The sequence below is a fragment of the Vibrio sp. 1S139 genome, from assembly GCF_041439475.1.
GTDB lineage: Bacteria > Pseudomonadota > Gammaproteobacteria > Enterobacterales > Vibrionaceae > Vibrio > Vibrio crassostreae_C.
This window is the reverse complement of sequence record NZ_JBGOOD010000021.1, coordinates 13,038-34,451: the sequence shown is the minus strand read 5'-3', so window position 1 is coordinate 34,451 and position 21,414 is coordinate 13,038. Positions and strand designations below refer to the sequence as shown.

13 protein-coding genes are annotated in these 21,414 nt (G+C 43.1%); 12 read left to right on the top strand and 1 reads right to left on the bottom strand.

Annotated features, from left to right (window positions below):
* Positions 1-53 precede the first annotated feature (53 nt).
* Positions 54-1,850 carry an ABC transporter ATP-binding protein gene (locus tag ACED46_RS09390; protein WP_371721329.1) on the bottom strand — a complete coding sequence of 599 codons (1,797 nt, stop codon included), beginning with the start codon at positions 1,848-1,850 and terminating at the stop codon, positions 54-56.
* A gap of 89 nt (positions 1,851-1,939) precedes the next feature.
* On the opposite strand from ACED46_RS09390, the gene ACED46_RS09385 reads away from it, so the two are divergent.
* The 12 genes from ACED46_RS09385 (at position 1,940) to ACED46_RS09330 (ending at position 21,406) form a co-directional block, all read left to right on the top strand.
* Entirely contained in the window at positions 1,940-2,431 is a 492-nt protein-coding gene (locus ACED46_RS09385; RefSeq protein ID WP_017068920.1) for a GAF domain-containing protein, read from the top strand.
* Between the two features lie 97 nt (positions 2,432-2,528).
* Positions 2,529-3,152: an RNA chaperone ProQ gene (gene proQ, locus ACED46_RS09380; RefSeq protein WP_371721328.1), complete on the top strand. Its 624-nt coding sequence runs from the start codon at positions 2,529-2,531 to the stop codon at positions 3,150-3,152.
* 17 nt (positions 3,153-3,169) lie between these two features.
* Positions 3,170-5,164 carry a carboxy terminal-processing peptidase gene (gene prc / locus ACED46_RS09375; protein ID WP_371721327.1) on the top strand — a complete coding sequence of 665 codons (1,995 nt, stop codon included), beginning with the start codon at positions 3,170-3,172 and terminating at the stop codon, positions 5,162-5,164.
* 322 nt (positions 5,165-5,486) lie between these two features.
* Positions 5,487-6,170 carry a hypothetical protein gene (locus ACED46_RS09370; protein WP_017068918.1) on the top strand — a complete coding sequence of 228 codons (684 nt, stop codon included), beginning with the start codon at positions 5,487-5,489 and terminating at the stop codon, positions 6,168-6,170.
* Positions 6,171-6,388: 218 nt separating this feature from the next.
* Positions 6,389-8,995: an aminopeptidase N gene (gene pepN, locus ACED46_RS09365; protein WP_371721326.1), complete on the top strand. Its 2,607-nt coding sequence runs from the start codon at positions 6,389-6,391 to the stop codon at positions 8,993-8,995.
* 219 nt (positions 8,996-9,214) lie between these two features.
* Positions 9,215-9,433 carry a DUF2835 domain-containing protein gene (locus ACED46_RS09360; RefSeq protein WP_081325156.1) on the top strand — a complete coding sequence of 73 codons (219 nt, stop codon included), beginning with the start codon at positions 9,215-9,217 and terminating at the stop codon, positions 9,431-9,433.
* 228 nt (positions 9,434-9,661) lie between these two features.
* Complete coding sequence (locus tag ACED46_RS09355; RefSeq protein ID WP_371721325.1) at positions 9,662-14,503, top strand: NAD-glutamate dehydrogenase; 4,842 nt, start codon at positions 9,662-9,664, stop codon at positions 14,501-14,503.
* A gap of 330 nt (positions 14,504-14,833) precedes the next feature.
* Positions 14,834-15,844, top strand: a complete 1,011-nt coding sequence (pyrD, locus tag ACED46_RS09350) for a quinone-dependent dihydroorotate dehydrogenase (protein ID WP_017063847.1) — start codon at positions 14,834-14,836, stop codon at positions 15,842-15,844.
* 205 nt (positions 15,845-16,049) lie between these two features.
* Positions 16,050-16,598, top strand: a complete 549-nt coding sequence (locus tag ACED46_RS09345) for a cell division protein ZapC (protein ID WP_371721324.1) — start codon at positions 16,050-16,052, stop codon at positions 16,596-16,598.
* A 507-nt stretch (positions 16,599-17,105) separates the two neighbouring features.
* Positions 17,106-19,226, top strand: a complete 2,121-nt coding sequence (gene rlmKL / locus ACED46_RS09340; protein ID WP_371721323.1) for a bifunctional 23S rRNA (guanine(2069)-N(7))-methyltransferase RlmK/23S rRNA (guanine(2445)-N(2))-methyltransferase RlmL — start codon at positions 17,106-17,108, stop codon at positions 19,224-19,226.
* A gap of 25 nt (positions 19,227-19,251) precedes the next feature.
* Positions 19,252-19,512 carry a glutaredoxin family protein gene (locus ACED46_RS09335; protein WP_371721322.1) on the top strand — a complete coding sequence of 87 codons (261 nt, stop codon included), beginning with the start codon at positions 19,252-19,254 and terminating at the stop codon, positions 19,510-19,512.
* Positions 19,490-21,406, top strand: a complete 1,917-nt coding sequence (locus tag ACED46_RS09330; protein ID WP_371721321.1) for an ABC transporter ATP-binding protein — start codon at positions 19,490-19,492, stop codon at positions 21,404-21,406. The genes ACED46_RS09335 and ACED46_RS09330 overlap by 23 nt, the downstream gene beginning before the upstream one ends.
* Positions 21,407-21,414 lie beyond the last annotated feature (8 nt).

Genomic DNA, 21,414 nt, shown 5'->3' with positions numbered 1-21,414 from the left:
TTGAAACGTAAGTTAGGTTAGCAACCCGACTTAAAGACTCAGAGCCACAAACATCAGGCGTGCGATTGCACACTGCCGTAGAGTGTTTGATAGAGTCCTTGTTGTTCAACCAATTCACCATGTGTTCCCGTCTGTGTGACTTGTCCATCTTCTAAAACATAGATTAGATCGGCTTGTTTCACCGCTGATAATCGATGAGCCACTATCAAAGTTGTGCGATCTTTCAAAAACTCGCTCAACGCTTTATGCAGTGCTGACTCTGTTGCTGTATCGAGTGCAGATGTCGCTTCATCAAGAATAACAAACTTAGGATTGCTCAGCACCATACGAGCTATTGCTAAGCGTTGTCGTTGACCACCAGACAGTCGAACGCCATTCCTACCAATTTGTGTATCTAAGCCATTGCTCAGTTGCTTGATGACATCTTGCATTTGAGCGACTTCAAGCGCACGCCACAACGACATTTCGTCGTATTCAGCACCAAGGGTCAGATTATGCCTTAATGTATCGTTAAAGAGTATAGGTTGTTGTAAAACAACGGCAATTTGATTGCGTATTACATCAAAGCTGATGTCATCGGTTGTTTCACCGTTATAGCGAATGCAACCTGAGTCTGCTTGGTAAACCCCAATCAGCAACTGGATTAACGTAGATTTACCCCCTCCACTCGCACCGACCAAAGCGACTTTTTTACCTGCAGGGATGTGCAGCGATAGCCTATTTAAAACAGTGTTTTCTAATGTGTAAGAGAATGTAACGTCTTCGATGTCAACTGTCACTTCTTGATCTTCAGTAAATGGGTTCACTTTACTGATAGGGCGCTTCTCTTCTTCTAACTGAAGAAGATCGTTGATGCGTTGTAGTGCCGCTTTCGCGCTATACCAAGAGAATTGAATCCCTAGTAGCTCTTGGACCGGGCCTAACATGAACCACAAGTAGCCAAATACCGCGAAAATCTGACCAATGGTTAAGTCACTGAATAACACCATTAGCATAGCGACGGCACGGAAAAGCTCGAAACCTAGTAAGAACAGCAGAAACGAAACACGGCCAGCAGCTTCAGATTGCCAAGCGTATTTGTCTGCATCGATTCTTACTTGGTTTGCTTGAACCTTAAGTTCATCGAGAAAGATACGTTCTTTATTCGCCGCACGCAGTTGGTAAATGCCGTCTAAGGTTTCCACCAAACGGTTTTGAAAGCGCTCGAAAGATTGGTTTTCGTATTTCTTAAGGTGTTTGACCCTGCTGCCTAGTTTACGGGAGAAATAAATTACAACAGGATTGACCAATAAAATGAACAATCCTAAACGCCACTCTAACCACAACAGCACGATCGCTGTCCCGAACACGGTCAGGAAGCTGATGATAAATTTAGAAAGAGTCGAGCCAATGAACTTATCTATTGTCTCTATGTCTGTTATTAGGTGGGAGTTAATACCGCCACTGCCTTTGGTTTCGTATTGTCGAATACTGATGCGGCCAAGCTTATCTATCATCTTGCTGCGCATTTGATAGGTAATTGTTTTGGACACAAGCGTAAACTGGCGCCCTTGCAGAATGTTCAGCGCTTGGCTAACGGAGCGCATGATAATCACTAACAACAAAGTTAGTGCTATATAGCCAGTCGGTGTTTGTAATGAAGATGGAAGTAGGTGGTTCATCATCTCTAAGCCTGAAGCGGGCTTATCAAGTAATACTTCATCAACCATTAATGGCATGAGCAACGGGATAGGGACACTAATGAGAGTTGCAAATATGGCAATAATGTTAGCAAACAGTAATTTGGACTTGTGTTTTTTTACTTGAGTTATTAACCAAGAACGGCTAATAGTGTCTTCTGAATTGTTCATTGTAATGAGAATAAGTCCTATTTAGTTTGATGGCCGCATTCTACTGCGTTCTCTTGATAATGGAAGTCTCAATTTAATTGGAAGTTAATATGAAAATAGAACATTACCAACGCTTAACCAAACAAGCCGTTGCATTAATTGAATCAGAAACCGATCTAACTGCTAATCTTGCTAATATCAGTTCATTATTATTCATGGAATTGGATGGCTTGAATTGGGCGGGTTTCTATTTAATGAAGCAGGATCAAGCTAAGGAAAAAGACGAACTTGTACTGGGTCCTTTCCAAGGTCAACCTGCTTGTGTGCGAATTCCGGTAGGGCGTGGAGTGTGTGGAACTGCGGTTGCGACGAATACAGTTCAGCGCATTCATGATGTTCATGAGTTCGAAGGTCACATCGCTTGTGACGCTGCAAGTAACTCAGAAATCGTTATTCCGTTCTCGATTGGCGGAAAAATCGCGGGCGTTCTTGATATTGATAGCCCAAATGTTGGTCGTTTTTCTCAAATTGACGAGGACGGATTGACATTTTTCATGGCAGAAGTGGAAAAGCTGCTTAATTCGCACGCGAACAAGGCATAAATTATTCTCTTACTGTGGTTTTTCCCAAGCATCTCTCTATAATACGTAAAAATATTTTCTTAATGCTCGCGGAAAACCGCAAAAACCAGGAACCCACATGGAAAACACTGAAAAGTTAAAAAACAGCAAAGAAGTTATCGCATATATTGCTGAATGTTTCCCTAAATGCTTTACTCTAGAAGGTGAAGCGAAGCCACTTAAAATTGGTATTTTTCAAGATCTTGCTGAACGTCTAAATGAAGACGAAAAAGTAAGTAAGACTCAGCTTCGTGCAGCGTTAAGACAGTACACATCATCATGGCGTTACCTGCACGGCGTAAAAGCTGGCACAGAACGTGTTGACCTAGACGGCAACGCGTGTGGCACACTAGAAGAAGAGCACGTTGAACACGCTAAAGCTACACTTGCAGAAAGCAAAGCGAAAGTTCAGGCTCGTCGTAAAGAACAAGCACAAAAAGCTCGTGAAGAAGGCAAAGCGAAACCTAAGGCGAAGAAAGCTCAACAGCCTCGTCGTCAAGCGCCTAAAGCACCAAAAGTAGAAAAGCCTGTAGAAACACGCGCTTTGAACGCTGACGAATTCATCGCTGGCAAAGAAGTAAATGTGAACATGGGTAAAGGAAACATGGCTGCGACCATTGTTGAAATCAATAAGGAAGATGTGCGTGTTCAGTTAGCAAACGGCCTACAAATGGTTGTTAAAGCGGAGCACTTGCGCGCTTAAAGGAGATACTCCTACGCATGAAATGCCGTTCAAAATTGACACTGATTGCTGCTAGTTTTTGGCTAGCAGCTTCAGCTCAGGCTCTTGAAGCCAAATTAGATCAGGACGATTTACCTCTACTCGCTCCTGAGGTCCAACACGAAACTGCTAGTAAACGTGTTACTTCTCGATTTACTCGTTCTCACTATAAACACTTCAATCTCAACGATGATTTCTCTCAAGCTATCTTTAATCGTTACTTAGAGATGCTGGATTATAATCGTAATATCTTCACTCAAGCTGATATTGACTCTTTCGCTGCGTCATCTACACAAATTGATGATCAACTGAAAGCAGGCAATAACCAGATTGCATTCGATGTTTATAATTTGTCTATGCAGAAGCGTTTTGAACGTTTTCAATATGCATTGTCTTTGCTAGATACAGAGATTAAGTTTGATACCGATGAAAGTATTGAGCTCAATCGTAGTGAAGCGGAATGGCCAAAAGATATCGCTGAAGTGAATGAGCTTTGGAGAAAACGCGTTAAATACGATGCGTTGAATCTAAAACTTACTGGTAAAGAGTGGCCAGAGATTCAAGAAGTTTTGGAAAAGCGTTACAACAATGCGATGAAGCGTATTACGCAATCGCACAACGAAGATGCTTTCCAAATCTACATGAACGCATTCGCGCGAGAAGTTGATCCGCACACCAGTTACCTTTCTCCAAGAAATGCAGAGCAATTCCAATCCGAGATGAATCTATCTCTAGAAGGTATTGGTGCTGTACTTCAGATGACAGACGACTACACCGTTATTCGATCTTTAGTTGCTGGTGGCCCTGCGTCAAATAGCAAACAATTGAGTGATGGAGACCGCATTGTTGGTGTTGGTCAAGATGGCGAAGAAATTGTTGATGTTATCGGGTGGCGTTTAGACGATGTAGTACAACTTATTAAAGGCCCTAAAGGGACCAAAGTTAAGCTACAGATCTTGCCAGATGGTAAAGATGAAAAAAGTCACGTTGTCACAATTGTTCGCGATAAGATTCGTTTAGAAGACCGCGCTGTTAAATCAGAAGTGATCGAGAAAGACGGCAAGAAAATTGGTGTATTAGAAGTACCAAGTTTCTACGTTGGCCTTTCTAAAGATACCGATAAACTGATCACCGAGCTTAAAGAGCAAGGTGTTGAAGGTATTATTGTTGACCTCCGAAACAACGGTGGTGGTGCACTGACTGAAGCAACTGAACTCTCTGGTTTGTTTATCAAAGAAGGACCTGTTGTTCAGGTTCGTGATAGCTACGGTCGTGTCAAAGTGAACAGCGATACTGATGGTCAAATCAGTTACCAAGGCCCGTTAACGGTATTGGTGAATCGCTACAGTGCTTCGGCATCTGAGATCTTTGCAGCAGCGATGCAGGATTACGGTCGTGCAATCATCCTAGGTGAAAACTCTTTCGGTAAAGGTACGGTACAACAACATCGTTCTTTGAATCATATCTATGATTTGTTCGATAAAGAGTTGGGCTACGTTCAATACACAATCCAGAAATTCTACCGAATCAATGGTGGCAGTACGCAAAACAAAGGTGTAGTACCTGATATTGCTTACCCAACGCCAATAGACCCGGCAGATACTGGTGAAAGTGTTGAAGACAATGCTCTACCTTGGGACAGCATTGATAAAGCAAACTACTCAGTGTTACAGCGTAACGATGAGCAAATTGCTGCTTTAACAGCTCAACACCAAGCTCGTATTGCGACAGACATGGAATTTGGCTTTATCGCGCAAGATATTGAAAAATATAAGGCAGATAAAGACGATAACGACCTTTCTTTGAATGAAAAGGTACGTCAGCAAGAGAGCGATGATGCGGATGCGCTTCGTCTAGATCGTATCAATCAACGTCAAAAAGCCGCTAAGTTAGAGGCATTTAAAACGTTGGATGATATTCCAAAAGACTACGAAGCCCCGGATGCTTATCTTGATGAATCAGTTGCTATCATGCTGGATATGATCAAGAAATAAACAAAATACCTGTTATAAGGTGATTGTTTAAAGACGTACTATTTGAAAAGCGAGCTTAGGCTCGCTTTTTTTGTACCTGTGTTCTTGCCTCGAATAATGTCATGTTAACGGCATGCTTCCTCGCTTTTTAACTTGCTGCAGAACCACTGTTATTTGATTTTCGGCTGTGAAGTACACTGTAAAAATAACTAAACTTAAGTATTATTTTTCGAGTGATAATGACATTTAAGTTACTTCGCACTTAAAATTTAGTGACTTAGATCATATTTTTTCGCTTTCTATTCATTACGTGCCTAAGCTTAAAGAAAACGAGGGGACGCTTATGAAATGGATTCTACTATTTTTATCTTGTTTAAGTTTTGTGGCTTTTGGGAGCGAGGTCGCTTCGAGTAACCAACAATCAAAAAGTGATAGTAATCTATCTCATTTTGACCTTCCTTTGCTGCTTGGTGATTGGTATTTGATGAATCCTGATCCTGAGCAAGGCACTGAAAACTTTAGAGCGATCAAGCTCACTCTTGATTCAAACTACTCATTCACTATCGATATCCAAAAGAAAGACTACAGTGTCGATCATTGGGAAGGTTTGTATAACGCCAATGAAGACACGATTATTTTGGGTTTGAATACCTCAGAACCTCAGGTTTACGCGTACAGCAGTAATCACAACATGCTGAATCTTAACGGTGTTATGTTCACTAAGGCCTTGCCAAATGCATTGGCGGGAATCTGGTCAAGTGCCCAACTGTCTGGAAGCGATCTACGTGCGAGTAACATTCAAAAAATGGATTTAGTGCTTCAGCCGGACTTTATATTCATGTTCCGAGTATCAGATGAAGAAGGTGGTGAAGTCATTCGTCGCGGGGTGTATTACACAGAAGGCGATCAACTAGTGTTACTTTATGAGAACGGTGAACACGGCACTCGATATACACTGAACAGCGATGTGTTAACGCTGCAAGGTGAAGAGGGAGATATGTTTGCGGTACTCAATCGCATTCGATAATCGTGAGTTTTAGCAGTAACGGCGTACTCGTTGATAATATTGTGCACAGTTCATTTCTTAGGCGTTCCTGTCTGATTTGATTGATAAAATAGCAAAACATGGAGGCATTTTCTTACAATGCCTCCTTTTTTTAATATTCCCCTTGTTTTATTGGCGCTCAACCTTTAGATATATACAGTTAAAAAATAATTACGTATAACGATCAAAAGGAACCCGTCATGGCACATACACCTCAAGCCAAGTATCGTAAAGATTATCAATCACCATCTCACACGATTTCTGAAATCGATCTTACTTTCGATTTGTACGACTCAGCATCCATTGTTACGGCTGTTTCTAGTGTTAAGCAGGAGAAAGACAGCACGACATTAGTACTTGATGGTGAAGGCTTGAAGTTGGTTTCTGTTTTGGTAGAAGGTAAAGAGTGGACTCAATATGAACAGTCTGAAACTCAACTTACGCTGAATGACCTTCCAAAAGAATTTACTCTAACCATCGTTACCGAAGTTAACCCTGAAGGGAACAGTGCACTTGAAGGCTTGTACAAGTCGGGTGGCGCGTTCTGTACTCAATGTGAAGCTGAAGGTTTCCGCCGTATCACTTACTACATGGATCGCCCAGATGTGTTGGCGAAATTCACTACAACGGTAATTGCAGACAAAGCAGAGAACCCATTCTTATTAAGTAATGGTAACCGTGTAGATGAAGGTGAAGCTGAAAACGGTCGTCATTGGGTGAAGTGGCAAGACCCACATCCAAAACCAGCGTACTTGTTTGCTTTAGTAGCGGGTGACTTTGATGTACTTCGTGACGCATACACTACACAATCGGGTCGTAAAGTTGACCTAGAAATCTTTGTTGATAAAGGCAATCTAGACCGTGCGAGCCACGCGATGGTTTCTTTGATCAACTCAATGAAGTGGGACGAAGAACGTTTCAACTTAGAGTACGACTTAGACATCTACATGATCGTAGCCGTTGATTTCTTCAACATGGGTGCGATGGAAAACAAAGGCTTGAACGTATTCAATTCGAAGTTCGTTCTAGCAAACGACCAAACTGCAACGGATACAGATTACCTAGGTATTGAAGCAGTAATCGGCCATGAATATTTCCATAACTGGACCGGTAACCGAGTGACTTGTCGCGATTGGTTCCAGCTGAGCTTGAAAGAAGGCTTAACCGTATTCCGCGATCAAGAGTTCTCATCTGATCTTGGCTCTCGCGCAGTAAACCGAATCAACAATGTTCGTATTATTCGCGGGCCACAATTCGCTGAAGACGCAAGTCCGATGTCTCACCCAATTCGTCCAGAAAAAGTGATAGAAATGAATAACTTCTACACATTGACTGTGTACGAAAAGGGCAGTGAAGTGATCCGAATGATCCACACATTGTTGGGTGAAGACGGTTTCCAAAAAGGCATGACGCTTTACTTCGAACGTCACGATGGTACGGCTGCAACATGTGAAGACTTCGTCGCGGCAATGGAAGATGCGTCGGGCATCGACCTATCTCAGTTCCGTTTATGGTACAGCCAATCTGGTACGCCGACGCTGTCTGTTGAAAGTAAGTACGACGCAGAGAAGAAACAGTACACGTTAACAACTCGCCAAGTAACAGCGCCAACTCATGAGCAAACGGAAAAGCAGGCTCTGCATATTCCTCTTGATATCGAGCTGTACACAGCTGCGGGTGAAGTTGTTGAGTTACAATGTAACGGTAAGCCAGTTCATAATGTATTAGATGTGAAAGAAGCAGAGCAAACGTTCGTGTTTGAAAACGTTTCTGAGCAACCGATCCCATCATTACTTCGTGAATTTTCAGCGCCAGTGAAACTGGAGTACAACTATTCAGATGAAGAACTGATCTTCCTAATGGTAAATGCACGCAATGAGTTCTCTCGTTGGGATGCGGGTCAAATGCTATTAGCGAAGTACATCCGCAGTAACGTTGAGAAGGTTCAAAAGGGTCAAGCGTTTGAGCTTTCTGATTCTGTTGTTGATGCATTCCGTGGCGTACTGCTGAGTGATTCACTAGAGCCTGCGTTTATTGCAGAAATGCTCTCTCTACCAAGCCACAATGAAGTATCAGGTTGGTATGAGCGTGTTGATATTGATGCGGTCGCATCGGTTCTTAACTCGATGAAAGTTACATTAGCTGCAGAACTTGAAGACGAGTTAGCGGCGGTTTATCACAGCCACGCACTAACAGAATACACGATCGATCACGATTCGATTGGTAAGCGTACTCTACGTAAAGTTTGCTTAAGTTACTTAGCTCATACTGGGCAGGGTAATGACTTGGTTGTTGCGATGTATCAACAAGCGAATAACATGACAGATACGATGGCAGCAATGGGCGCGGCAAACAGTGCACAACTACCATGTCGTGAAACCTTGATGGTGGATTACAGTGACAAGTGGAAACACGATGGTCTTGTTATGGATAAGTGGTTTGCATTGCAAGGTACAAACCCAAGTTCAAACGCACTTGAAGTGATCAAAGCGTCGATGTCGCACCAGGCGTTCAGTTTGAAGAACCCGAACCGTACCCGTAACTTGGTCGGTTCATTCTTAAACATGACCCCGGTTCAATTCCACGACAAGTCTGGTCAAGGCTATGCATTTGCTGGCGAGATCTTACGTGAGCTAAACAGCAGCAACCCACAAGTGGCTTCACGTCTGATTGACCCGCTACTTAAGTTCCGTAAGTACGATGATGAACGTCAAGCTCTTATCAAAAAAGAACTAGAGACGTTAAAGAACATGGACAACCTAGCAAAAGACTTGTTTGAGAAAGTGACGAAAGCACTAGAGGCTTAAGTCAGCGCGCATTCAGGTAACTGTTTGCTAATAAGCGGTTTACTAATAAACTGTTTGCTACAACGAAAGGTCATCAGTGGTAGAGAATATCTGCCACTGATTTTTTGTTTCTGGTTCATCGAATTTTCGATAAGCTAGAGCAGCTTCAAGTTCAGTTTCACCGTCAGACATCTAAAAGTGCCAAAAAACACTGGCACTGTATATTTATACAGGTATCGTATGAATCGCTATATTTTCCAACTTAACATCTCATATCAGCAGTTTTTGGCCAGCTATTCTGGTACGGCAAGTAAAGTTCAAGTGATAACAACAACAGGTTTACGCTTACAGTTACCTGCAACTCGATTTAGACCATTTCTTACACAAATAGGGGTTAGAGGGCAGTTTAGGCTGACAACTGACCAAAAAAATAAGTTTATTAAGTTAGAAGCTCTGTAAACCTTGGCATGCCTAGTGAGTTAAAAGGAATCTTAATCACATAATCAAACATTTCACCTCTTACCACCTCCAAAACAATTAACTATTTCTCAATAATGCTTTTACAATAAATGAATGCATTACCTTTGCTTAACTCGTTAGTAGAAAAGCGCTCAACGGCACGTTTCAAACACCAGATTAAGTGATCCCCCTAATAATAAAATATAATTCTAATTGTGGAGTGTGACTATGACCGCACGTGAAACTGTGGTTCCAGTTTTACTTGAAAAAGTTTACAAGCTGATTCAAGACAAACTTGACCTTGCTCATCGACCTCTCGTAACTCAACTTGCTCAACACTTGTTTAGTAACGTTTCTCACGACGATCTAACTCAGAGAAACGAATCCGATTTATATGGTGCTGTAGTTAGCTTATGGCATCACATCAATGAAAAGAAAGCCGACGAAATCTCTGTACGCGTATTCAACCCGACGGTAAGTCGTCAAGGTTGGCAGTCTACTCATACTATCGTTGAGATAGTCGTTCCAGACAGTCCATTCCTTGTTGATTCCGTAAAAATGGCATTGACTCGCCTAGACCTTTCTTCTCACCTTATGCTTCATAACCCAACACAAATCTCTCGCTCAGATAAGGGCAGTGTTGTCGGTGTAAGCAATAACGAAGGTGCATTCCAATCGCTTTTCCATATCGAAGTTGACCGTCTGAGTAGTAAAGCTGAAATGACAGCACTTAAAACGGAGTTGCTGGATATCTTTACCGACACTAGCTTAGTCGTGAACGATTGGTTGAAGATGGTTGAAAGACTTGAAGAAGTGACCAATCAAGTTGAACAGCAAAAAGAGAGCATTCCAGTAGACGGCCAGCGCTTTGATGAAACGTTGGCGTTTCTTCGTTGGTTAGGCCAACACAACTTTACATTCATGGGTTATAAGGAATATGACCTAGTTTCAGTTAACGGCGACACTGAGCTGCAACCGACCAAGGAGCAAGGTCTTGGTTTGTTTGCGAACTCAGACCGTGTACGTAACGTTAAGTTATCTGAGTTTTCTGATTCGGCACGCCTTGAAGCGAAAAAGCCTTATGTTCTTATCGTAACCAAGGGCAACACGGCTTCACGCATTCACCGCCCAGCTTACAATGATTACATTGGTATTAAGAAGTTCGATAAGAACGGTAAGGTCATTGGTGAGCACCGCTTTACTGGTCTTTACACATCTGCCGTTTATAACCAAACCGTTGAAACGATTCCTCTTGTTCGTGAGAAAGTAGAGCGAATCTTAGATGCGAGTGGTTACCGTGAGGGTTCATACTCTTACAAAGCTTTGCACAACATTCTTGAAAATTACCCACGTGATGAACTGCTTCAAGCACGAGAAGAAGAGCTACTTGAAGTGGGTACCGGTGTGGTTCAAATGCAAGATCGCGATCTCCTGCGTCTGTTTGTTCGCAAAGACCCGTTTGGTCGTTTCTTTAGCTGCATGGTTTACGTGACAAAAGATCGTTACAACACTGAGCTTCGTCGCCAAACACAGCGCATCTTGAAACAGTACTTTGGTTGTGAAGAAGAGGTTGAATTTACAACGTACTTCTCTGAAAGCCCGCTAGCAAGAACGCACTATATTGTTCGTGTTGATAACAACAACATGGATGTGGACGTGAAAACAATTGAGCAAAATTTAATGGAAGTATCGTCTACGTGGGATGACCGTCTGTCTGAATCTATCATTGCAAACTTCGGTGAAAGCAAAGGTCTTCCATTGTCGAAAGAGTACATGCGTGCATTCCCACGTTCGTACAAAGAAGACATGATGCCAGGTTCTGCTGTTGCCGACATTGAACGTTTAGAAGCGCTAAGTGAAGACAACAAACTGGGTATGCTTTTCTACCGTCCTCAAGAAGAAGCGGCAGATTCAAAAGCCGTTCGTTTGAAGTTGTTCTACCACAGCGATGAGCCAATTCACCTTTCTGATGTTATGCCAATGCTTGAAAACTTTGGCCTACGCGTTATCGGTGAATCTCCATATGAAGTGCGTAAAACCAACGGTGTGACCTATTGGATCCTTGATTTCTCTATGCTGCACAAGAGCGATAAGACCATTGATCTTCGTGAAGCTCGCGATCTTTTCCAACAAGCCTTTGCGGCAATCTGGGCGGGTGAGTTAGACAGCGATGGTTTCAACCGCTTAGTACTTGGCGCTGGTCTTTCTGGCCGTGAAATCTCAATCTTACGTGCTTATGCTCGTTACATGCGTCAAGTTGGTTTCCCATTCAGCCAACAATACATTGAAGACACATTGTCTCATTACCCAGAATTAGCGAAAGGGCTAGTGAGCCTATTCGGCAAGCGTTTTGACCCGAAACTGAAGGGCAGCGTAAAAGGCCAACAAGATCTTATTAAGAAGATCACTGAACAGTTGGATCATGTAGAAAGCTTGGATGATGATCGTATCATTCGTCGCTACATGGAAATGATCACTGCAACGCTTCGTACTAACTACTACCAAGTAGACGAGAATAAGCAGTCTAAACCTTGGTTGGCTCTGAAAATGAGACCAAGCGAGATTCCAGATATCCCTGCGCCGGTTCCTGCGTTTGAGATCTTCGTTTACGCACCAGACATTGAAGGTGTGCATTTACGTGGCGGTAAAGTAGCACGCGGTGGTTTACGTTGGTCAGACCGTCAAGAGGACTTCCGTACTGAGATTCTAGGCCTAGTTAAAGCGCAACAAGTTAAGAACACGGTTATCGTACCGGTTGGTGCTAAAGGTGGTTTCGTTTGTAAGCGTCAACACATGATGTCTGGCCGAGACGAGATCTTTGCTGAAGGTCAACGTTGTTACAAGCGCTTCATCCGTGCATTGCTAGACGTTTCAGACAACATCATTGAAGGTGAGGTTATCCCACCTAAGAGCGTTGTTCGTCACGATGAAGATGACCCATACTTGGTTGTTGCAGCCGATAAAGGCACCGCGACATTCTCAGATCTAGCGAACTCAGTAGCTGAAGAGTACAACTTCTGGCTAGGTGATGCGTTTGCATCGGGTGGCTCTAACGGTTACGACCACAAAGCCATGGGTATCACGGCGAAAGGTGGCTGGGAATCGGTTAAACGTCACTTCCGCGAAATGGGTATTAACTGTCAAAGCACAGACTTCACTGCCATTGGTGTGGGTGATATGGCGGGTGACGTATTTGGTAACGGTATGCTGCTATCTAAGCACATTCGCTTGCAAGCTGCGTTTAACCACATGCACATCTTCATTGACCCGAATCCAGAATCAGCATCAAGCTGGGTAGAGCGTGACCGTCTGTTTAATCTGCCTCGTTCAAGTTGGGAAGATTACAATAAAGACCTGATTTCTCAAGGTGGTGGCATCTTCTCTCGCCGAGCGAAGTCTATCTCTTTGACACCTGAAATTCAGAAAATGCTGGGTACCAAGAAAGCATCAATGGCACCAAACGACTTGATCAAAGCGATCTTGTCTATGAAAGTTGATCTACTTTGGAACGGCGGTATTGGTACTTACGTTAAGTCTTCTAGTGAGACTCATACCGATGTGGGTGACCGTGCAAATGACGTGCTACGTATCGATGGCCGTGACCTGAAAGCTAAGGTTGTTGGTGAAGGCGGTAACTTGGGTATGACTCAATTGGGTCGTATTGAATACGCTCTAACGGGCGGTCGAGTTAATACTGACTTTGTCGATAACGTTGGTGGTGTAGATTGCTCGGATAACGAAGTTAACATTAAGATCTTCTTGAATGGCTTGGTGTCTAATGGTGATCTTACCGTTAAGCAACGTAACCAAGTTCTTGAATCTATGGAAGATGAAGTAGGTGAAATCGTACTAGACGACGCTTACTGCCAAGCTGAGTCTATCTCTGTTACTGAGCATCAAGGTGTAGGCTTAGTGAAAGAGCAAATCCGCTTTATCCACACAATGGAAAAAGCCGGGTACTTAGACCGTGGTTTGGAATACATCCCAGATGACGAAACGCTGCTAGAACGTGAGAAGCAGGGCCAAGCACTAACAAGACCAGAGCTATCAGTATTGATCGCTTACGGTAAAATGGTTCTAAAAGAAGATCTTGTGAGTGATGACATTGCGAATGATGAGTTCCATGCTCAACAACTGATGCAATACTTCCCAACAGAGTTACGCCGTAACTACTCTCAGCACATGGATAACCATCCACTTCGTGCAGAGATCATTGCGACTGCGCTTGCTAACCAAATGGTTAACGAGATGGGCTGTAACTTCGTGACTCGCTTGCAAGAAGAGACGGGCGCGAACATCGTTGATATTGCGAATGCTTACGCGGCATCACGTGAAATCTACGGCCTGGGTAAGGTATTGAAGAGCATCCGTGAACTGGACAACATCTCAAGTTCTGAAGCTCAATACGAATTGCTTTACCATGTACGTCGTACGCTTCGTCGTCTAGCACGCTGGTTGCTAAGAAACCGTACCGGTAAACAGTCAGTGAATGCATTGATTGAGCTTTACCAAGGTGATGTCGTCGCAATTACTGAGAAGCTGGATGAAAACCTAGTGGCTTCAGAAGTAGAAGAGCATCAAGCAATGGCTCAAGTATGGATTGACCAAGGTGTAAACGCTGAGCTGGCTAATTCAGTGGCTCGTTTGTCTAGCCTGTACTCAGCACTGGATATATCTACAGTGGCTCGTGAAACAGGTAAAACAGTACAGCAAGCGTCTAAGCTTTACTTCAACCTAGGCGACCGTTTGTCACTGCACTGGTTCTTGAAGCAAATCAATGGCCAAGCTATAGAAAACAACTGGCAAGCACTGGCGCGTGCAGCATTCAGAGAAGATCTGGATTGGCAGCAACGCCAGTTAACTGGTCAAGTACTTAACTGTGGTTGTGCTTCAGATATCGATGTGATTAAAGCGCTTGATGACTGGATGGAAAGTAACTCTGTTTCTCTACATCGTTGGGAAAGCATCCTAAACGAATTCAAAGTAGGTTCTGTTCATGAGTTTGCTAAGTTCTCAGTAGCACTGCGTGAATTGATGCTGTTGAATCTAAACTGCATGTCAAAAGACTAGTTACTAGATAAGACGAAAAAGTATAAGGGCAGGCCAAAAGGTCTGCCTTTTTCGTTTCGGTAAAGTGGAAACAATAGGCCTAACGACTTTTGAAGAACAAACTTCGACGCAAACGTTGTTTGTTGTTAAGTGACCTGATGGCTGTACTAAGGTTGAGATTAGAAATGGCTTAATAACTTGAAGAAACGATAACGTTTGCTTAATAATGAACCTCATTCGTTAGCAAACTTGATTATCTTACCCTTACAGACAGTAATAGATTGAATAGTTGGGTAAATAAGTAAATAATAGCGCCCCGTTTACACGGGGCTTTTTTCTATCGGAGGCACAATGCTTTACCGTCTAGCCAGAACTGGCTTTTTCCAACTTGATGCCGAAAAGGCACATGATCTTGCAATTCAAAATTTCAAGCGCTTCACAGGCACACCTATTGATCTTTTGTATCGCCAACAATTACCTCACCGACCTGTAGAGTGCATGGGTCTTACTTTTAAAAACCCAGTTGGCCTTGCTGCTGGCCTAGATAAAAACGGCGAATGTATTGATGCATTTGGCGCAATGGGTTTTGGTTTCGTAGAAGTAGGAACAGTGACTCCGCGTCCGCAAGCGGGTAACGACAAACCTCGTTTATTCCGTCTTGTTGAAGCTGAAGGTATCATCAACCGCATGGGTTTTAACAACCTAGGCGTCGACAACCTTGTTGAGAATGTTAAGAAGTCGAACTACGATGGCATCTTAGGCATTAACATTGGTAAGAATAAAGACACACCAATTGAAAAGGGCGCTGAAGATTACTTGATCTGTATGGAGAAGGTATATCAATACGCTGGTTACATTGCTGTGAACATCTCTTCACCAAACACTCCAGGACTTCGTTCTCTACAATACGGCGAAGCTCTAGACGATCTATTGTCTGAACTTAAAACGAAACAATCTGAACTGGAAGAGAAGCATGGTAAATATGTTCCTCTTGCTCTTAAGATTGCTCCGGATCTAAGCGACGACGAAATTCGCCAAATTTGTGAATCATTGATCAAAAATAAGATCGATGGTGTGATCGCAACAAACACAACATTGGATCGTTCAATCGTTGAAGGTATGAAACATTGTGATGAAGCGGGTGGCCTAAGTGGACGTCCTGTTCAATCTCGTAGTACTGAAGTAGTTCGTAAACTTCACGAAGAGCTGGGTGACAAACTGCCGATCATTGGAGTAGGTGGTGTTGACTCGTATGTTGCTGCAAAAGAGAAAATGATGGCGGGCGCGAAGCTTGTACAGGTTTACTCTGGTTTCATCTACAAAGGCCCAGGCCTAGTTGGCGACATCGTTAAAAATCTTTAAACGGCAAGACGCTTTTATTTCTGAAAAGCGCAATCTGGCATCGTCTTAATAAAAGAGACACTGTAACTCACTGAGTTGTAGAGAAAAGCGACAAGAAAGAGGAATTCATTTCCTCTTTTTTTTTGCCTATTGCTCAGTAAAATTACTGTAATTGAAGGTAATTTTGCGTTTTACCTAATGGAATGGTTCAACAGTGTGAGACGAAATGATGCTTAAACCTAGCGATACATGGAGTTGGTATTACGATGAGCAGCAATGTTTATTAATGCTAAACCTCGGAGAGGATATGATTTTCAAAACGAATCTGGTCCGCAATAAGCTGGTGGACTGCGCGTTTCGAGATAATGAATTCACCGTTGATGACGCATCTTCATACCAAACCTTCAAAGAACAAATTTCTGGCTTAGAACTGTCTGAGCCTCGTCAAGCTGAATTAGCACTCTATTGTGTGGCAGCAAAGCGTTTCCATAAGCCTGTACAGCCTAAGAGTTGGTTCTTCGACTCACAAGGTACTGGCCATGAATATCCTCAAGAAGGGGATATTGTACAAATGAATAACGAGCATAGCTTAGGGTATTTCATTGTATTAGAAGTGGGAGAGTGTGCGAGCCTATGTGCATTTGTTGACCTAGAAGAGTTCCTGTTAACGCCTTCAAAAGGACTGCGATTTGGAGACTCAATCAAGGTGATGCACGATAGAATGGTAGACGCGAACGCTATCCTTCATCAGACACACATAGCGATGGTAGGTTAACCTCTAATCTAGCACATCATTTCAACCACGCATCGCAGCACACAAACGTATAAACCTTCCTCAGAATCGGCTCATTAGCCGATTTTTTTGTGCCTAAAAAACCTCATCCTGATAAATACATCACGGCTTAACCATTTAAATAGTGAACTTACGACTATTTTTTCACCTTAATTTCTGTCCGTTTTCATCGCCAGAAGAGTAAATCTACCGTCTTTATTCCCTGTTTTTGGTCTTTTGTAGCTAAATTTCATCCATAAATCTCCTTTGGTATATACCAGTTCTGAGGTGAATATAAATTCACATTGCTACTTTGGTTAATAAGTGGTCAGAAATGAAGTTGGTTTGATAGGTCTTATGTTCTAAGGGGATGTGGGTAAGCGATCGCTTCAAGACTGTGCATTTGCTAGCCAGTTAGTCGAAAGATTCAATGAAAAGACGTGTTTAGTGTGATGCTCTAGTTACAAATTCAGGTATAATCGAACTCATTTTTATCAATAAAAGAACACTATGAATCAATATCTAGCGGTTACCTCAAACGGCCTTGAGAATTTATTAGTTGAAGAACTAACCCAACTAGGGATTACAAACGCAAAACCTGTTCAAGCAGGTGTTAAATTCAAAGCGACCAATGAGCAAATTTATCGTTGTTGTTTGTGGAGCCGTTTGGCTTCTCGATTTGTACGTGTCCTTTCTGAATTCACTTGTATGGACGACATGGATTTGTACCTATCAACCACTGCGGTTAACTGGGTAAATCAATTCCATAGCTCTAAGCGTTTTGTTGTTGACTTCAATGGTACGAACAACGAAATCCGTAATAGCCAATACGGTGCGATGAAAGTAAAAGATGCCGTTGTTGATTGCTTTGAGAAGAAGTCTTTACCTCGTCCTTCTATTAGCAAAGAGAACCCAGACATTCGTATCCACGTTCGTTTACACCGTGATAAAGCGATTCTTGGTGTTGATATGGTGGGTAGCGGTCTTCACCAACGTGGCTACCGTCCAGAATCAGGTCGTGCTCCGCTGCGTGAAACACTAGCTGCTGCAATCCTTCTTCGTAGTGGTTGGGATGCAACGAAACCTTTCTTAGATCCTATGTGTGGTTCAGGTACGTTAGTGATTGAAGCTGCAATGATGGCTGCAAACCTAGCACCGGGTGTTAAACGTCAGAAGTGGTGTTTTGAATCACTAGAAGATTTCGAGCCTGAGCTTTGGGCTGAAGTTAAAGCAGAAGCGAACGTCCAAGGCCGTCGTGGCGTTAAGAAAGTAGAATGTAAGTTCTATGGCTATGACAATGACGAACGCATGATCAAAACAGCGCGTGACAATGCTCGTCGTGCTGGTGTTGAAGAGTTGATTGAATTCGAAGTAGGTGATGCTGCAAAACTTAAGCGTCCTACCGAGTTTACTGATGGTGTGATTGTTTCTAACCCACCTTATGGTGAGCGTTTAGGTACAGAGCCGGGTCTTATTGCACTTTACACAGCATTCGGTGCACAGCTTAAAGCTGAATTTGGTGGCTGTAACGCATCTATCTTCTCTAGCTCAGACGAGCTACTAAGCTGCTTACGCATGCGTGCAGATAAACAGTTCAAGTTGAACAACGGTGCGTTACCGTGTCACCAAAAGAACTACTCAATTTCAGATCGTCCGATGTCAGAGCGTCCATCAGGCGAGCAAGAACAATTGATTGCACCTGATTTCGCGAACCGTCTTAAAAAGAACATCGGTAAAATTGGCAAGTGGGCTAAGAAAGAGCAATTAGATTGCTACCGTATCTACGACGCTGACCTACCAGAATACAATGTAGCGATTGATGTATACCCATGTCACCTTGTGATTCAAGAATACGCAGCGCCTAAAGATGTTCCGGAAGAGAAGGCAAAACGTCGCTTAACCGATATCATCCGTGCTTCTATTCAAGTAACGGGCGTTGAAGCAAACAATGTGGTTCTTAAGGTTCGTCAGAAGCAGAAAGGCCGTTCTCAATACCAGAAGATGGCTCAAGACTCATCTAACCTAGAAGTGAACGAATACGGCGTTAAGCTGATTGTTAATCTTCATGATTACCTAGATACAGGCTTGTTCCTAGATCATAAGATCACTCGTCGTCGTATCGGTGAGATGGCCGCAGGTAAAGATTTCCTAAACCTGTTCGCTTACACAGGCAGTGCATCTGTTCATGCTGCTGTAGGTGGCGCTCGTTCTACAACAACGGTTGATATGTCTAATACCTACCTTGAGTGGGCAAAACAGAACATGGAGCTTAATGGCCGTGTTGGTCGTCAACATCAATTTGTGCAAGCTGATTGCTTACAGTGGTTGGTTAAAGAGCAGGGTTCTTACGACCTGATCTTTATTGATCCACCTACGTTCTCAAACTCTAAGCGTATGGATCAATCTTTCGATGTTCAACGTGATCACATTCAGCTGATGGAAAACCTTAAACGTCTTCTTCGTGAAGAAGGCACGATTGTGTTCTCTAACAACAAGCGTCACTTCAAAATGGACTTGGAAGCTCTAGATGAGTTAGGTCTTAAGGCTCAGAATATCTCAGCGAAGACACTTCCATTGGACTTCTCTCGCAATAAGCACATTCATAACTGCTGGTTGATTACACATAAGTAGTTAAGAGATCGTATAAGGATATATAGTGCTGACTCTCTACAGTACAGAAGAGTGCCATCTATGTGAGATGGCATTCCAACTCACGGAACAGTTAAACATTAGCCATCACGTCAACGTTGTTGACATTGCATTTGATGATGAGCTCTTTTCCCGTTACGGGGTCACTATTCCGGTGCTCAAATTTGAAAGCTCTGACCTTTCTCAAAGCTCAGAGCTTAACTGGCCATTTGGCTTGTTAGAACTTAATGATTGGTTAAAGAAGAATGGCATTACTTACAATTCATAATGGGCAATTAGCGTTTGGTGATCACCCATTATTAGATCGTGCGGACTTCGTGCTGCAAGAAAACGAGCGTGTATGTTTAGTAGGGCGCAATGGCGCTGGTAAGTCGACATTGATGAAAATCCTATCTGGAAACATCATCATGGACGACGGTAAGATGCAAATCACGCAAGATGTGGTTGTGTCTCGTCTAGAACAAGATCCACCGCGTAATGAACAAGGTACAGTTTATGACTATGTTGCTGGTGGCCTTGCTGAAATCGGCGAACAGCTGAAGATCTATCATGATCTTCTGGATCTCATCGCGACAGACCCAAGTGAAAAGAATCTAAACCGCCTTACTCGCGTTCAAGAACAACTGGATCATGCTAATGCATGGCGTTTTGAAGATCGTGTAAGTAACGTATTGGCAGCACTTAAGCTGACTGCTGAAACCAAACTGACAGATTTGTCTGGTGGTTGGCAACGTAAAGCGGCACTTGCTCGTGCGCTTGTATGTGACCCTGACGTGCTTCTACTCGACGAACCGACTAACCACTTGGATGTTGCAACCATTGAATGGTTAGAGGGCTTCCTGAAAGACTTCCGCGGTTCAATCATCTTTATCTCGCATGACCGTGCGTTCATTAAATCGATGGCAACACGTATTGTCGATCTTGATCGCGGTAAATTGAGCTCTTTCCCGGGCGATTACGAAAATTACCTTGTTGAGAAAGAAGAGGCGCTTCGTGTTGAAGAAATGCAAAACGCTGAATTCGATAAGAAGCTTGCTCAAGAGGAAGTTTGGATTCGTCAGGGCATCAAAGCTCGTCGTACTCGTAACGAAGGCCGTGTTCGTGCGCTTAAGAAGCTACGTGAAGAACGTTTGAGCCGTCGTGAAGTGCAGGGCAAAGCGATTATCCAAATCGACGATGGCCAGCGTTCAGGCAAGATTGTATTTGAAGCTGAGAATCTTAACTTTGGCTTTGAAGGCAAAGAAATTGTTAAGGACTTCAGCTTCAACATCATGCGTGGCGATCGTATCGCTCTGATTGGTCCTAACGGTTGTGGTAAGAGTACGGTACTTAAGCTGCTTCTTGACCAGCTTAAGCCTGATTCAGGTCGTTTGCATTGTGGCACTAAGCTTGAAGTCGCTTACTTTGACCAATACCGCGAAATTCTAGACCCTGAGAAGTCTGTAATTGATAACCTCGCGGATGGTAAGCAAGAAGTGACCGTAGGTGGCCGTGAGCGTCATGCTCTAAGCTACTTACAAGATTTCTTATTCTCTCCAAAACGTGCTCGCACTCCTGTTAAAGCACTATCTGGTGGTGAGAAAAACCGTCTGTTATTGGCGCGTATTTTCCTTAAGTCGAACAACTTGTTGATTCTCGATGAGCCAACCAACGATCTAGATATCGAAACTTTGGAACTTTTAGAAGATTTGCTTGCCAACTATCAGGGTACGCTGCTTTTAGTGAGTCACGATCGTCAGTTTGTTGATAACACAGTGATGACAAGTTGGATCTTTGAGGGTAATGGCGTTATTGAAGAATTTGTTGGTGGTTACCACGATGCTCAGCAGCAAAGAAAGCAAGCATTAGAGTACCGACAGGTTGAAAAGCCATCAAAGCCTGAGAAAGTAGTTGAGGAAACTCCCAAAACTGCGCCAGTTAAGGCTAAACCTAAGAAGTTATCGTATAAGCTACAACGAGAACTAGAAGCGCTACCAATGCGTTTGGAAGAATTGGAAACTCAAATTGAAACTCTTCAGGAAGAAGTCAACGATCCAAGCTTCTTTTCAAAATCTGTAGAGCAGACACAACCAGTATTAGATAAGCTATCTGCAGCAGAGCAGGAGCTTGAAGTTGCTTTTGAGCGCTGGGAAGAGCTCGAGGCACTACAACAGGAAAGTTAAGAAGTAAT

What these genes read in the sequence shown, in the direction of transcription:
- ACED46_RS09390 (WP_371721329.1), bottom strand. Translation starts at nt 1,850, where the DNA reads ATGAACAATTCAGAAGACACTATTAGCCGTTCTTGGTTAATAACTCAA.
- ACED46_RS09385 (WP_017068920.1), top strand. Translation starts at nt 1,940, where the DNA reads ATGAAAATAGAACATTACCAACGCTTAACCAAACAAGCCGTTGCATTA.
- proQ (WP_371721328.1), top strand. Translation starts at nt 2,529, where the DNA reads ATGGAAAACACTGAAAAGTTAAAAAACAGCAAAGAAGTTATCGCATAT.
- prc (WP_371721327.1), top strand. Translation starts at nt 3,170, where the DNA reads ATGAAATGCCGTTCAAAATTGACACTGATTGCTGCTAGTTTTTGGCTA.
- ACED46_RS09370 (WP_017068918.1), top strand. Translation starts at nt 5,487, where the DNA reads ATGAAATGGATTCTACTATTTTTATCTTGTTTAAGTTTTGTGGCTTTT.
- pepN (WP_371721326.1), top strand. Translation starts at nt 6,389, where the DNA reads ATGGCACATACACCTCAAGCCAAGTATCGTAAAGATTATCAATCACCA.
- ACED46_RS09360 (WP_081325156.1), top strand. Translation starts at nt 9,215, where the DNA reads ATGAATCGCTATATTTTCCAACTTAACATCTCATATCAGCAGTTTTTG.
- ACED46_RS09355 (WP_371721325.1), top strand. Translation starts at nt 9,662, where the DNA reads ATGACCGCACGTGAAACTGTGGTTCCAGTTTTACTTGAAAAAGTTTAC.
- pyrD (WP_017063847.1), top strand. Translation starts at nt 14,834, where the DNA reads ATGCTTTACCGTCTAGCCAGAACTGGCTTTTTCCAACTTGATGCCGAA.
- ACED46_RS09345 (WP_371721324.1), top strand. Translation starts at nt 16,050, where the DNA reads ATGATGCTTAAACCTAGCGATACATGGAGTTGGTATTACGATGAGCAG.
- rlmKL (WP_371721323.1), top strand. Translation starts at nt 17,106, where the DNA reads ATGAATCAATATCTAGCGGTTACCTCAAACGGCCTTGAGAATTTATTA.
- ACED46_RS09330 (WP_371721321.1), top strand. Translation starts at nt 19,490, where the DNA reads ATGGCATTACTTACAATTCATAATGGGCAATTAGCGTTTGGTGATCAC.